The 13063-nt window shown below is 65.5% G+C and carries 11 protein-coding genes; 2 read left to right on the top strand and 9 right to left on the bottom strand.

What is annotated here, in order from left to right; all coding sequences use genetic code 11:
* Positions 1-72: 72 nt before the first annotated feature.
* From HOLFODRAFT_RS21245 to HOLFODRAFT_RS0213145, 3 genes are all read right to left on the bottom strand, one after another.
* A complete protein-coding gene (locus HOLFODRAFT_RS21245; RefSeq protein ID WP_005036041.1) occupies positions 73-618 on the bottom strand; it encodes a hypothetical protein in 546 nt (181 codons plus the stop codon).
* A gap of 162 nt (positions 619-780) precedes the next feature.
* On the bottom strand, positions 781-2028 hold the full coding sequence (locus tag HOLFODRAFT_RS0213140) for a hypothetical protein (RefSeq protein ID WP_005036043.1): 1248 nt from the start codon (positions 2026-2028) through the stop codon (positions 781-783).
* A gap of 288 nt (positions 2029-2316) precedes the next feature.
* Positions 2317-3504, bottom strand: a complete 1188-nt coding sequence (locus tag HOLFODRAFT_RS0213145; RefSeq protein ID WP_005036044.1) for a type II secretion system F family protein — start codon at positions 3502-3504, stop codon at positions 2317-2319.
* 86 nt (positions 3505-3590) lie between these two features.
* On the opposite strand from HOLFODRAFT_RS0213145, the gene HOLFODRAFT_RS0213150 reads away from it, so the two are divergent.
* Entirely contained in the window at positions 3591-6068 is a 2478-nt protein-coding gene (locus tag HOLFODRAFT_RS0213150) for a hypothetical protein (protein WP_005036045.1), read from the top strand.
* Between the two features lie 105 nt (positions 6069-6173).
* Here the strand turns inward: HOLFODRAFT_RS0213150 and mobA are convergent, their stop codons facing one another.
* Both mobA and HOLFODRAFT_RS23315 read right to left on the bottom strand, forming a co-directional pair.
* Positions 6174-6788 (bottom strand): molybdenum cofactor guanylyltransferase, encoded by a 615-nt coding sequence (gene mobA, locus HOLFODRAFT_RS0213155; RefSeq protein ID WP_026939308.1) that lies wholly within the window; start codon positions 6786-6788, stop codon positions 6174-6176.
* Between the two features lie 149 nt (positions 6789-6937).
* Complete coding sequence (locus HOLFODRAFT_RS23315) at positions 6938-7486, bottom strand: putative metalloprotease CJM1_0395 family protein (RefSeq protein ID WP_005036047.1); 549 nt, start codon at positions 7484-7486, stop codon at positions 6938-6940.
* 100 nt (positions 7487-7586) lie between these two features.
* Between HOLFODRAFT_RS23315 and HOLFODRAFT_RS0213165 the strand changes: the two genes are divergently transcribed.
* Positions 7587-9326, top strand: coding sequence for an ABC transporter ATP-binding protein (locus HOLFODRAFT_RS0213165; RefSeq protein ID WP_005036048.1), 1740 nt, complete (start codon positions 7587-7589; stop codon positions 9324-9326).
* Between the two features lie 209 nt (positions 9327-9535).
* Here HOLFODRAFT_RS0213165 and smpB read toward each other — a convergent pair whose 3' ends face one another.
* The 4 genes from smpB to panC form a co-directional block, all read right to left on the bottom strand.
* Positions 9536-9991, bottom strand: coding sequence for an SsrA-binding protein SmpB (smpB, locus tag HOLFODRAFT_RS0213170; protein ID WP_005036049.1), 456 nt, complete (start codon positions 9989-9991; stop codon positions 9536-9538).
* Complete coding sequence (locus HOLFODRAFT_RS0213175) at positions 9988-10644, bottom strand: DedA family protein (RefSeq protein WP_005036051.1); 657 nt, start codon at positions 10642-10644, stop codon at positions 9988-9990. The genes smpB and HOLFODRAFT_RS0213175 overlap by 4 nt, the downstream gene beginning before the upstream one ends.
* Positions 10645-10848: 204 nt before the next feature.
* Entirely contained in the window at positions 10849-12033 is a 1185-nt protein-coding gene (hemW, locus tag HOLFODRAFT_RS0213180; RefSeq protein ID WP_005036053.1) for a radical SAM family heme chaperone HemW, read from the bottom strand.
* A gap of 129 nt (positions 12034-12162) precedes the next feature.
* Positions 12163-13044: a pantoate--beta-alanine ligase gene (panC, locus tag HOLFODRAFT_RS0213185; RefSeq protein ID WP_005036055.1), complete on the bottom strand. Its 882-nt coding sequence runs from the start codon at positions 13042-13044 to the stop codon at positions 12163-12165.
* Between the last annotated feature and the right edge of the window lie 19 nt (positions 13045-13063).

Raw genomic sequence — 13063 nt, forward strand, 5'->3', positions numbered from 1 at the left:
GGCTGAGGCACGAGCGCCCCTCTGCTTCCCATCACCGCCGCCCTGCGCAGGTGCTTTCGTGTGCCTTTATGGCTACTGGATCCGGATGTCATCCACCAGGATGTCCAGGGTGCCCTGGCTGGTCTTGCCAAAGGCGATGGCCGTGAGCTGAGCCTTGTCCACGTTGAAGGAGGAGAGCTCGAAGCGGTATTCCTTCCATTCGGCGCCCAGCTTCACGGTCTTGCTGCTGGGGGCGACGCCGGTGGCCTTGTGGAAGAGGGCCACTTCCATGCTGCCTGCGCCCTTGGCCCGGAAGCTCAGGGTCCTGGCCTGGGTGAAGTCGGCGGGGCGGAAGGGGGTGGCGCTGAAGTAGTGGATGGCGCCGGCGAAGGGCAGGACTTCCTTCACGGGGCTGCTGTTGTTCTTGCGTGCCTCGCCGTGGATGCGCAGGGCGGTGTTGCCGTTTCCAGCCTCGGCCTCGGCCTGGACCTGGACGAAGGAGGAGCCTGCGACGATCTGGTCGGTGGTGGCGGTCCAGCCCTGCTCCAGGGTGGGGGTCTCCGTCTCGAAGTTCCAGGCGGCGGGCTGGGCGGCGGAAAGGGTAATGGCGAAAAGGGGAAGAATCAGCTGCTTGATCATGGTGTTGCCTCCGGAAACCACTATGGAGGGCGGCGGAGTTGAGCATAAGCGGCCGTTCCGAGCGGTTCACCTGGGGGCCCGAACGGTCCGCTGAGTGGATGATCGGGTACGGAAAAGCCAGGCCCCGGGGCCTGGCTTGGATCGTCCGCAGGCTGTTCCTGCCTAGAAGAGGTAGAACACGGAAGCGGTGAAGTAGTTCTCCTTGTCGGTGCTGGGGGCCTCAAGGCTGATGGTCCCGCCTACCGGGTGGATGAGCCTGGCGGCCACGGTGTCAACGCTGTCGCTCTTCATGAAACCATAGGCGGCCTTGAGGACCGTGCGGGGGAGGACGGTGAGCTCGGCTCCGATCTCGATGCCCTTGTGGTTTTCGGCCATGCCGCCGCCGGAAGGCGAGCTCCAGTTGAAGGGGGTGTTCCAGGTCTCGGGGCTGGCCATGCCCAGGATGTCGTAGCCGGACTCGGCCTTGCGGTACTGGACGTGGAAGCCGCCGGTGCCCGGCATGAAGGGGTGGGCGCCCAGGAGCTTCAGCTTCGCCTGATAGGCGGTGGGGCTTTCGCTCGTGTGGGCGACCAGATCGGTGTTCAGGCCCCTGGCGCCGCCGCCGGTGTTCCGGCCATACTCGCCCGAGACCGTGAACCAGGGGACGTTGTTGCGGATGTGCTTGTATTCGGCGCTGAAGGTGGTGGTCTTGTAGGTCCGAATGTCCTCCGCACTGGTGACATCGGCGAAGTAGCCCACCCCGAGGGTCAGGCCCGGCAGGGGCTTGACCTTGAGGGCCGCGTTGACGAAGGTCATGTGGAGGTTGGGGCCATCGGTGGTGCTGTAAAGCATCTTGCCGACCATGTCCAGGACTTCCAGCCCCGGATTGGCGGCCACCAGGGCGTCATAGACGGACTGGTTGTAGGTCTGGGTGCTGAAGGCGTTGCCGAACTTGGTGACATAGGCCACTCCGGAGACCCGGTCGTTGCCCACAAAGACCCGGAGTCCGTCCATGTAGGGGGCGCTGCCCATGGGGACATCGGTGGGCAGGAAACGGCCCAGGGCGGCCTCGGCAGGGCCAAACTTGGTGGCCAGGTAGGCCTCCTTGACCTCCAGGTTGGTCTTGGTCGTCCGTCCCGAGAGGTGCTCGCCACCCAGGGTGGCATGGAAGCGGGTCCGGCCGTCGAACTGGTTGTCCACGAAGAGGAAGAGGTTCAGGCGGGTGTTGCTCTTGGCGTCGATATTGGCGCTGCCGTAGGCCGAAGGGGCGCTGCGCATATCGTCTTCGAGGGCGAGGCGAGGGTTTTCGGTGTATTCATACCGGTAGTTCAGGAAGCCGCTGAACTTCAGTCCTGGAGCGTATTCCGGCGCGGCGGCGAATCCGCCCGTGGCGAGGCCCAGGGCTCCAAGGAGCGAGAGGGGGCGTTTCATGATGATCTCCTTCTGGGATGGCATGGCTGAACAGGACGGGCGCCTCCCTTTGGGGGGCGCCCGTCGTCCGGCCTGAGGCGGAGGCAGTCCCACCCACCCACAACCCTTGCCGTTCTTTGCGATGGCTTACTGTTTAATTCTCAATATGTTGATAATAGTGATGTTGCCTTCGCCAAGTATGGCCAAGCGTTGGCGCTGGCCACAATCGCGAAGGCTGAGCGGTTTACCTGAGCTCCCGAGCGGTTCACCGGGGGTTCCGGTCGGTTGGCGGTGCCCCTCGTGGAAAGCCTACTTCACCATGTTTCCGGCGTTGAAGAGGGGCACGTAGACCGCCACCAGGAGTCCCAGCACCATGATGCCCATGAAGAGGATGAGGGCTGGGCCGATGAGGCTGGTGACGGCGGTGGTGGCCTTTTCCACCTCTTGGTCGAAGAAGTCGGCCACGTGGTCCAGCATCTCGGGCAGGGCCGAGCTCTGCTCGCCCACCCGGCACATCTCCACCGCCAGGGGGTCCAGGAGCTTGGACTGGTCCAGGGAGACATGGAGGGCAGTGCCCGCCCGGATACGCTCAGCCACGTTGAGGAGGCGCTGCTTCATCCGCTCGCTGGCGGAGGTGCGCTGGATGACCTCCACGGCCTGGAGCACCGGCATGCCGCCGGAAAGCAGCACGCCGAGGGTGCGGGTGAAGACCGAGGAGTGGTACATCCGATAGAGGTGCCCGAGTTTGGGGATGTTCAGAAGGATCTTCTCCCAGGTCCGCCGCCCCGCGTCGGTGCCGAAGAGCCACCGCAGGGCCAGCACAGCGACCACCAGGACCACGACCTGCATGTAGACCGTCTCGCGCATCACCTTCCCAAAGGTCAGCAGGAGCTGGGTGGCCTTGGGCATGTCTATCCCACTGCCCTCGTAGACCTCCGCGAACTTGGGGAGCACGACGTTGAAGATCACCACCAGGGCGATGAGGAGCACGAAGCAGAGGAAGCTCGGGTAGATCATGGCTTCCACGATCCGCCGCCGACTCTGCTGGGCGAACTTCTGGAAGGCCAGCCAGCGGGCGATGACCTCGGGAAGGGTGCCGCTGCGTTCGCCAGCCACCACATTGGCCCGGTAGACCGCCGGGAAGGTGCCAGCCCGCTCCAGGGCTTCGGAGAATGCCAGGCCCTCCTTGAGGCCCTCCACCACCTGGTCCAGAGAGCTGCGCAGCAGGGCGTCCTTGCCATGCCCCACCAGGAGTTCCAGGGCCTGGAGCAGGGGGATGCCCGCCTTGAGAAGCGCCAGGAGTTCCTGGTTGAAGAGGATCAGGGGTTCGGCGTTCAGGGTCCGGCGGCGGCGGAAGTCCAGGGCCGCCCGGCGCACCTCCAGGGGGAAGTTTCCCTCCCCCTGGACCCGATGCCGGATCTCATCGGCGGTGCCACCGTCAAAGTCTCGCTTGAGGACTTCGCCGTTGGGGGTGGTGTAGGTGACCGTGAACCTCATGGAACCTTGCAGAAGAGTGAATGTTGAGGATAACCGCAAAGGCCTGAGCCTCGTAGACTGAGAGGATGAGACCGGATGGAACCTTCATGCGCCTTCGTTCCGCAGCCCTGATCCCTGCCCTGGTATTGAGCCTCGGCGCCCAGCCTCCCATCCAGGTGGGCCTGGATACACCAATCCTCCTGGACCTCAGGGATGCGGCGGCGGCGGCACTGGTTCCCGGGGATGCCAGGGATGTCGCCAGGGTCGAGCAGCTCCGGCAGGTCTGGGGTGCGCGTATTGCGGGGCTGAAGGCCGCCCCTTCCGTCCGTATCCTGCTGCCCCGGAACGCCGACCGTCTGCCCCTGCTCCTGGCTGCCAGCCAAGCCCTCCGGGCCCAGAACCCCGGTCAGACCCTCTACCTGGCCTACGATCCGGGGGCTCCTGCCATCATGGCGGAAAGCGCCTGGGGGGCCGTCCACGGCGGATTCCTGGGGCCTGATGCCTTGGGGGGTGAACCTGGCGAATGGCGTCGAACCCTGGCGGCGGCCCAGACCCAGTTCCCCGGGCGACCCTGGTTCCTGTGGCTGCCCCGAGAGGCTGGCCCAGAGGCTTCCGCCCTCCTGGGGGATGGCGGACGCCTGGTGGTTCCCGCCGGGGGGGCAGCCGCTCGTCTGGCATCCGTGATCCCCCCAGGCTTTGCTGAGGTTGAGGGCGGTCTGGGGGATCTGACCCTCCGCGACCGGACCGGGAAAGCCCTTCGCTGGTGCTGGGTTGATGGGGAATGGAGATCCGCGCCGCCTCCCGGCTCCCGCCACGAGGTGGCTGTCGTCGCTGCGGAGGACTACGACATCCCGGCCCTCATGGCCCTGATGCGGGCCACCCAGCTTCGGGACCGCAGCGCCCTGAGCACCCAGGAGGGGCACCTGGAGGTGGACCTCCATATCCAGGCGGAACAGGGGATGGGGATGGACCTGGGTTTCGCCTTCCACAGCTTCGAGAAGGCTGGGGAAGGGGAGGAACTGCTGCAGAAGGAACTCCGTTTCAACGGAGTGAAAGCCAAGCTGAGCAAGGGGCTCCAGGTCCCGATCGTTGAGAGCCGCACCAGCATCGCGGCTCCGGTGGCCCTGGTCTTGACGGAGCGATACCGCTACGAGGATGCCGGGCCCGAGGGGCCGAATCGGCGCCGCGTGCGCTTCCGTCCGGTGGACAAGGATCCCCAGCTCTACGAAGGGGAACTGGTGGTGGAGGAGGCCACAGGCCGGGTTCTGGTGGAGCGCAGCGAACGCACTGGGCTGCCTGGCATGGTGAAGTCCGAGCGCCGGGTGCTCACCTACGGTGAACCCGCACCGGGGCTGTGGCGCGTCATGGATACTCAGACCTTCGAGCGCTGGGTCACCCCCGGGGGCGTGGCCCAGGTCCAGCGCCACCTTGTCTACTCCCAGGTGCGTGTGGGGGATCCGGGCTTCGAGAAGGCCCGGGAGGAGGCCCGTGGCTCCAAGGCCACCATGCTCAAGCAGACTGCCGAGGGCCTGCGCTACTACGTCAATCAGCCCGATGGCACGCGGAAGATCGAGGAGAAGCCCCGCAGTTCGGGCAAGGGTTTGGGGCTGGTGCTTCTCATGGATCCGGGTCAATCCATGCCAGTGATGCCCCTCGGGGGCCTGGCCTATTTCGATTTCAACGCTCTGGACCGGGGCATTCAGCTTACGGGGATCACTGCCGGGGTCTTCAACGCCGGATCCGTCGCGGTACCCAATCTCGCAGCGGGCTTCGATCTGGAGGCCCAGGCCCAGGTCATGCTCCTTCCCCGCACTGAACGGCCGGTGCGGGACGGGGAGCTCCTGGATCGCGAGGGCGTGGCCCGGACGTACGGGGTCTTGAGTTTGGGGCTGGCCCGGGATCTGGGCCTGGGCTTCCGCGTTGAGGCCCGTGAGGGCTTCCAATACGACCACTTCATGCAGGGGGAGGAGAAATACCGGAGCTCCGGCTTCGCCCTTCCCCCCTCGGGCTGGACGCTGGAGACCAGGGGCACGCTGCGGTGGCAGTTCCGGGGTTTTCGCGCCTCGGGTTACTACGGCGCTGGACACCGTCCCGAGGGCACCTACGGCCTGGCTAGCGCCCCCCAGGCCGTTCCCGATGAGGGTGGATTCCGGCGCTGGGGGGGCGGCCTGGGCTACGACCTAGCCCTGGCGGGGCGTTCCTGGGTGAGCTTCGCCGGGGGCTACGCCGCCGGGCGAGGCTTCGACCGCTTCAAGTCCCTTTCGGCCAGCGGTTTCGGGGGGGACGTGCGCATTGCGGGCATCCGTGGGGACGCCATCAGCGCCGAGTCCCTGCGCTACGTCAAGGTGGGCTATACCCTCCCCCCTCTGCCGAACCTGCGCCTGAGCCTCTCCCTGGACCATGCCCGCCTCCGCAACCTGGACGACCACCAGGACTACGGCTTTACGGGCCTGGGGGTGGCGGGGGATCTGCCGGGCTTCTGGTACTTCACCACCATCCGTCTGGACCTGGGCATTGGCCTCCAGAGCGACCTGCCGGACGCCAAAGCGGTGCAGGGGACCGTGACCATGCTGCGGATTTTCTGAGCCTCCACGCCTCGTTCTTTATCCTGGCCATCCGTAAACCCTGTCGAAAATCTTTGAACAGGATGTACAGGATCGAAAGGATAAAAGCTGTAGGTCAATATTGCTTCATCCCTGCATTGCTTTCCCGTTTCCCGGTACCTTTGGCTTGCCCGTTCCCTCCCAGGCCTTCCGTTCCTCCGGCGTGTCCAGGTCCAGCCATTCGGGCCCATCCACGTCCAGGATCCGGTGGGGCAGTTGGCCCATCAGGGCGCGGAGGCTGTGGGCCTGCTGCTCCCTGAGGGCGGGGAGGAGTTCGTTCGGCATCCAGCTGCCCATGGATTGGACGTGGTCCATGTGGCGCCCCATGGTCCAGATCCGCTCCCCGGTGGCCCTCCGGAACCAGGCCTGAAGAGTCTCCGGGGACCAGTGCATCTGGTCGCAGGCGGCGATCCACCACCAGTCGATCTCCGCTTCCTCTGCCAGGGCCCAGGCCCTCAGGGCCACTGCTGGGCCTTGCCGGGGATCCTCCACCACGTGCAGTTCCAGCCGCTCTGGCACGGGATTCCCCAGGACCCGGACCGCTGCCCCCGGGAAAGCCTCCTCAAAAATTGCCACCAGATGCCCCGACCAGGAGCCACCCCCGGGAAAGGCAATGGCATGCTTGGGTTCACCCATGCGGGCGCCCTTTCCGCCTGTCAGAAGAAGAAGGCCGATGGTTGGGTGGGAGGGGGAGGTGGGCATGGTGGCATCGAGTCCGGGGTGAGCGATGGGGCAGGCGCTTGGATGGAGTCTGTCACAGGCAACACCCCATCCCGAGGGGCTGGGCAAACATCTGGCGGACCCCGAAAAAACGAATCAGCTGGGATGAAGAGGATAAGGCAACCAGTGGGCTACGCCACGACATCCAAACCCGGCTTTTCTGGACTGCTGCCCTGGGCGCTTTGGCTCCGGTTGAGCTGGGCCAGCTTGGCGGCGGCTTGACTCTCCATGACGAGGGCCTGGGCGGCGACTTTCTGGTCCTGGGGGGATGGATCGGCCGGGGCCAAGGCGGCGGCGCGAATCTGGCGGGCTTTGGCCATGGCGGCTGAGGGGTCATCAGGCAGGCTGGTGTCGATGGAGACTTCGCCCCCCACTGCGTAACGCTTGTTGTCGGGGCCCTGCGCGTAGGAGAAGGAGGCGCCGCCCTGGGCAAGGCCACCGGCGGCAGAAAGGTGCGCGGCCTCATGGGCTCTCACCGCCTTGTCCCTGGCCTTGAGTTCGATGACCTTGGCCTGGGCCTCGGGCGAGAGCTCTACGCTATCTGAGGATTCCCCAGCGTCCGCACCCTTCCCAGAGCTGGCTTGGCTCGGGTCGTTTGGCTTGGGGGTTCCCTGGGTGCGCACCCCCGCCGTCCCCGTCGCCGGGGCCGTCCGAGTGGGATCCAGGGCCGTGATATCCATGGCGTCTAGGTTATCGGCATCCCATGTGGATGCCTTTAACGGTCTGGCCTGCTCGGCAGATGGAGGCAGCCCGGCTAATCTGGAGCCGGAGGTCCGGTTCGTGGCAATCAAAAGTCCCTGGTGGTGGAAGCTGCTCTCGCCGCACCGTAGAACCCTGCTCTTGGGCCTCGCGGCCACCATCCTGTGCAGTGTCGCCGCCTCCTGGACCCCCTACTGGTCGGGTCGGGCCGTCAAGGCCCTCGAACTGGGCCAGTGGACCCGCTCCCGTCAGGCCCTGGTGTGGATGCTGATTTTCACGCTGACGGCCGGGGTTGGGCGCTACCTCATGCGCAACATCCTCATCGGGCTCTCCCGGACCATCGAGCGGGAACAGCGTGAGGAACTCTATGCCTTCTTCCTGGCCCGCCCCTTCGCCTTCTTCGAGCGCCAGCAGGTGGGTGATCTCATGAGCCGCATCGGGGACGATGTCTCTACGGTGCGCATGGCCACGGGGCCCGGGATCATGAGCTTTCTGGCTACGGTCTCCATGCTTCCGGTCACCCTGGGGCTCATGCTTCACGCCAGTCCCCGCCTCACCTTGGCGGTGCTCATTCCCTTCGCTTTCCTGGCTGGGGGCTTCTATCTCATTGGGCACTGGAGCCACTCCCTCCAGCAGAAGATGCAGGTGGTGAACGCCAGGATCAACACCTTCAGCCACGAGGCCATCTCCGGTGAGCGCGTGATCCAGGCCTTCGGCCTTGAGGATGACCGAGTGCGGGAATTCCAGGAACTGAGCGAATACCATGCCCGCCTCAGCATCCGCCAGACGGTGCTCTGGGGTGCCTACGGTCCCGTTGCTGGCATCATGGGCGGGATCTCCATCCTGGCCCTGGTGGGCTATGGCGGCCACCTGGTGCTGCAGAAGACCCTTCACATCGGTGACCTCACGGCCTTCTCGGGGTATCTGGTGGCCCTGGGTTGGCCCATCATGTCTCTGGGCTGGGCCGCCAACCTCTTTCAGAGGGCCAAGGCGGGGCAGGAACGGATTGACTTCGTTCTCAGTTCCCCGGAAACGCCGGTTCCAGGGCCTGGGATTCAGGAACTGCCCTCCAGTCCCCTGGCGCTCCGGGGCCGTGCCCTGGTCTCGCGCTTCGATTCAGGCCGGGGCCTGGGTCCCCTGGATCTGGATCTGCCTCCCGGTGGCAGTCTCGCCATCGTGGGGGGCATCGGCTCCGGGAAGACGATCCTCCTTCAACTCCTCGCGGGGCTTCGCCAGCCCGTGGAGGGCGAGATCCGGGTGGACGGGGAGGCCCTGGATGCAGGAAAGCTCCGTTGGCACTGGGCCGGGCTCGGCTGGGTGCCCCAGGAGGCCTTTCTCTTCTCCACCACCCTCCGGGAGAACCTGGCCTTCGGGCGCCCGGAGGCGACCGACGAGGACCTCTGGGAGGTCGCCCGGGTGGTGTGCCTGGACGACCTGATCCACCGCCTGCCCCAGGGGCTTGATACCGTGGTCGGTGAGCGGGGCGTGGTCCTGAGCGGCGGGGAGCGTCAGCGCACCGCCCTGGCCCGGGCCCTCCTGCGCAAGCCCAGACTGCTCCTGATGGACGATGCCCTTAGCGCCGTGGATGCCGAGACCGAGAGCCGCATCCTGGAGAACCTGCGGGGCTTCCTGGGCCGGGCCACCCTCGTGCTCTCCACCCATCGGGTCTTCGTGGCGGACCTCTGCGAGCAGGTGATGGTCCTGGAGGAAGGCCGGGTCATCCAGCATGGCTCCTCCCAGGAACTCTCCCAGGTGCCCGGACCCTTCGCCCGGTTGCGGATGCTGCAGAGCCTGGAACGGTCGCTGGAGGCTGCGAACTGAAAAGAAATTCCACCACGAAGGCGCGAAGACACTAAGGAAAAGCAAAAGAAAGAAACGCTTTTCTTGGTCTTTTCTTCCTGACTTGGTGTCTACCCTGTAAACCCTTGGGTTTACATCGCCCCCTGAAGCCGCGTATTCGCATTCGGTCCTTCTCTTTACCAAGCAACCCCGCGCGGCGGGGTTGCTTGGTGGTGGAAGTCTCTTTTTGACTATTCCCGGTCGCCCTTCCGGATGCGGTCCATCTCCCGCTTGCTCTCCCGCTCCTTGAGGGCTTCGCGCTTGTCGCCCAGGCTCTTGCCCTCGGCCAAGGCGATCTTTACCTTGATGATCCCCTTGGCATTCAGATAGATGGCCAAGGGGACGATGGTGAAGCCCTTGCGGGTGGCCTTGGCGATGATGCGGGTGATCTCGGCGCGGTTCAAGAGGAGCTTGCGGGGGCGCAGGGGGTCGTGGTTGGCATAGGTGCCGAAGATGTAGGGCTGGATATGGCACTGCTTGAGCCACAGCTCGGTGCCGGAGATGTCCACGAAGGCGTCCTGGAGCTGTCCCTTGCCCTCCCGGAGGGACTTGACCTCTGTGCCCTGGAGGGCGATGCCAGCCTCCCAGGTCTCCAGGATGTGGTAGGCGTGCAGGGCCTTGCGGTTCCTGACCAGGTCTTCGCTCATGCCAGGGCCTTCCTCCGGGACCTGAAATACTCGACGATCGCGGGCAGGACCGAGATGACGATGATGGCCACCAGCACAGATTCGAAGTGGGTCTTGACCCAGGGGATGCCGCCGAAGATCCGTCCCGCGGCCATGATCAGCCCCACCCAGAGGATCGCCCCGCTGATGTTGTAGAGGGCGAAGTGGCTGTAGGTCATCTTCCCGATGCCAGCCACGAAGGGGGCGAAGGTGCGGACGATTGGCACGAAGCGCGCGAGGATGATGGTCTTGCCGCCGTATTTCTCGTAGAACTCGTGTGCGGCCATCAGGTGCTTCTTGTTGAGCCATCGCCCGCCTTCGTTGTGGAAGACCGCTGGGCCCAGTCGGGCGCCGATGGAGTAGTTCACGGCATCCCCCAGGACCGCCGCCACCACCAGGAGCAGGCCCAGAAGCCAGAGGTTGAGGGGGGTTCCGGGGATGGCCCCCAGGGCACCGATGGCAAAGAGCAGGCTGTCCCCTGGCAGGAAGGGCAGGACCACCAGCCCCGTTTCGCAGAAGATGATGGCGAAGAGCACGACATAGAGCCAGCCGTCCATCTGGCCAGCCATCAGATTGAGCGTTTCGGGGTTTGTTAAACGGCGCAGGAAGTCCAGCGCCAGATGTAGCCATGCCATGAGTTTCCCTTCGGGTCAGGCCTGAGCCTTGGTTTTAGAGTAATCCAGGAGGCAGGCTCCACCAAATCTGGTGACGTTCGGCGGCTGAAATGAATGGTTTGGCGAAGGCCTGGGGTGAAGGACCTCTGATCTCACCCTGAACCAGAGTGGTGGCCCTGAATAACTGGGACCGGCGCCAAGGCGGGGCACCACACTCGCTTTTTCTCACACGAAGAGCTGCAGCACCGCGTTGCTCATCAGCATCCCCTTGGGCGTCAGGCGGAGGATCGCGTTCTGGCGTTCCAGGAGGGCCGCCTTGACGCAGGGCTCCAGGGCCTTCTCCCAGCCTTCCACAAGCGGCAGGAGGCCCTGGGAATCTGCCTGGCGGCGGAGAGCTTCCCAGTCGATTCCGCGGTGCATGCGCAGGCCCAGGAGCGGGATTTCCGCCAGGGCCTCTTCGGGGCTCAGGTCTTGGCACTCCGAAAGTCCCTCGCCCTGGGCCCAGGCCTTGGGGGATTCCGCCTCGGTCCATCGGTAGCGTCCCAGCTGGCTGGCGGCACTGGGGCCCAGGCCCAGGTAGGGGCGCCTCTCCCAGTAGCGGGAGTTGTGGCGGGACTCGCACCCGGGCCGGGCGTAGTTGCTGATCTCGTACGGGGGGAGGCCGAGACGGGGCAACTCCTCCTGGAGGGCTTCGAAGACATCCGCCACCTCGTCCTCCGAGGGCAGGCGCAGGAGCCCGGCGTCCACATCCCCCTTCAGGATGCAGTCCTTGTCCAGGTCCAGGAGGTAGATGGAGAGGTGCTCGACCCCGGCTTCCACCAAGGTCCGGGCATCTGTGAGGATGCGCCCCAGATCCTGCCCCGGGATCCCCACCATGAGGTCCGCGCTGACCCGCTGGAAGCCGGCCTGGCGGGCATCCTCGATGGCCTGGAGGCCCTCGGCGGCGGAGTGGATGCGTCCCAGTCGTTCCAGCAGGAGGTCGTCCAGGGTCTGGATGCCCAGGCTGAGACGGTCCCAGCCCAGCCTGCAGGCACCCTGGAACCAGGCGCGGTCGGCGGTGCCCGGGTTGGCCTCGATGGTGGCCTCCATCAGGGAGGAAAGATCGAAGGAACTCCCCAGGGCGGCGCCCAGGCGTTCCAGGTCCGGCACCTCTAGGAGGGAGGGGGTGCCCCCCCCCAGGTAGAGGGTGTCGACCTCGGGCCTTGCCAGGGCTTGGCCCCACTCCGTGATTTCGCCGAGCATACGCTCCAGGACTGGCCCCTGAAGTCGCCGATCCTGGGTGGAGGAGAAGGAGCAATAGCCGCAGCGGGCCCGACAGAAGGGATAGTGGAGATAGAGCCCGATGGGCTCCGCCTTCGCCGCACTGCGCAGCTCCGGACGTAGGGCTGACGGTGGGCCAAGGTCAGTCATGGAGCCATGGCCCCGAAGGGCCGTTCCAGATGCCGCACCCGTTTGCGGGCCTTCCCTCCGCGCCCTCTCTTTTCAAGCTCTGCGCCCTCCGCGTTGACTCAGTGGATCGTGGAAGGCGGCAGACCTGCTTCAATCGCCCAGGTGGCTGATGAAGTGGGAGGTGTCCGCGGAGGGGGACAGCAGGACATTGTCGATGAGTCGGGTCCTGCCCACCATGGCAGCCACTGCCAGGACGGCGGCACGGTTCACCTCGCGGCTGACGGGCTCCAGCGTGAGGGCATCCACCAGTTCGCAGTAGTGGATCTCGTCCATTTCATTCAGTTCCGTCTTGGCGGCGGCGAGAAGGGCCTCCGCATCCCGGGTGCCCCCCCTGAAGGCCGCCTCGGCCTTCAGCAGGCCGCGGCTGATGCAGAGGGCTCGCTGGCGGTTCTCGGGGCTCAGGTAGGTGTTGCGGGAACTCATGGCAAGGCCGTCCGCCTCCCGGATGGTGGGGGCGGCGATGATGTCCACGGGAAGGTTCAGGTCCTTGACCAGGCGCCGGATGACCGCCACCTGCTGGAAATCCTTCTGGCCGAAGAAGGCCAGATTGGGCTGCACCATGTTGAAGAGCTTGGTCACCACCGTGGCCACGCCCCGGAAGTGGCCGGGCCGGAACTCGCCGCAGAGGACGTTTCCCAGGTTGCCGGGCTCCACGAACGTGCTGAATCCGGTGGGGTAGACCTCGGAGGGCTCGGGCATGAAGAGGATCTTCACGCCCAGTTTGAGACAGAGGTTCTGATCCCGCTCCGCGTCCCTGGGGTACTGGGCGAAGTCTTCCTCGGGGCCGAACTGGGTGGGATTGACGAAGATCGAAACCACGGGGCAGTCGCAGCGTGCCGCGCACTGGCGGATCAGCGAGGCGTGCCCCTCGTGCAGAAAGCCCATGGTGGGGACGAATCCGATGGTATTGCCGCCTTCACGTCTCGCCTTGAGGGCGGTCCGCAGTTCGGGGATGGTGCGAATAATGCGCATAAAACGACTCGATTCTTGG

The sequence above is a fragment of the Holophaga foetida DSM 6591 genome (assembly GCF_000242615.2).
Taxonomy (GTDB): Bacteria; Acidobacteriota; Holophagae; order Holophagales; family Holophagaceae; genus Holophaga; species Holophaga foetida.

Excerpts from the sequence above, each read along its gene's own strand:
- HOLFODRAFT_RS0213145 (WP_005036044.1), bottom strand. The coding sequence starts at position 3,504 with ATGAGGTTCACGGTCACCTACACCACCCCCAACGGCGAAGTCCTCAAG.
- HOLFODRAFT_RS21245 (WP_005036041.1), bottom strand. The coding sequence starts at position 618 with ATGATCAAGCAGCTGATTCTTCCCCTTTTCGCCATTACCCTTTCCGCC.
- HOLFODRAFT_RS0213150 (WP_005036045.1), top strand. The coding sequence starts at position 3,591 with ATGCGCCTTCGTTCCGCAGCCCTGATCCCTGCCCTGGTATTGAGCCTC.
- hemW (WP_005036053.1), bottom strand. The coding sequence starts at position 12,033 with ATGACTGACCTTGGCCCACCGTCAGCCCTACGTCCGGAGCTGCGCAGT.
- HOLFODRAFT_RS23315 (WP_005036047.1), bottom strand. The coding sequence starts at position 7,486 with ATGGATATCACGGCCCTGGATCCCACTCGGACGGCCCCGGCGACGGGG.
- smpB (WP_005036049.1), bottom strand. The coding sequence starts at position 9,991 with ATGAGCGAAGACCTGGTCAGGAACCGCAAGGCCCTGCACGCCTACCAC.
- HOLFODRAFT_RS0213175 (WP_005036051.1), bottom strand. The coding sequence starts at position 10,644 with ATGGCATGGCTACATCTGGCGCTGGACTTCCTGCGCCGTTTAACAAAC.
- panC (WP_005036055.1), bottom strand. The coding sequence starts at position 13,044 with ATGCGCATTATTCGCACCATCCCCGAACTGCGGACCGCCCTCAAGGCG.
- mobA (WP_026939308.1), bottom strand. The coding sequence starts at position 6,788 with ATGCCCACCTCCCCCTCCCACCCAACCATCGGCCTTCTTCTTCTGACA.
- HOLFODRAFT_RS0213140 (WP_005036043.1), bottom strand. The coding sequence starts at position 2,028 with ATGAAACGCCCCCTCTCGCTCCTTGGAGCCCTGGGCCTCGCCACGGGC.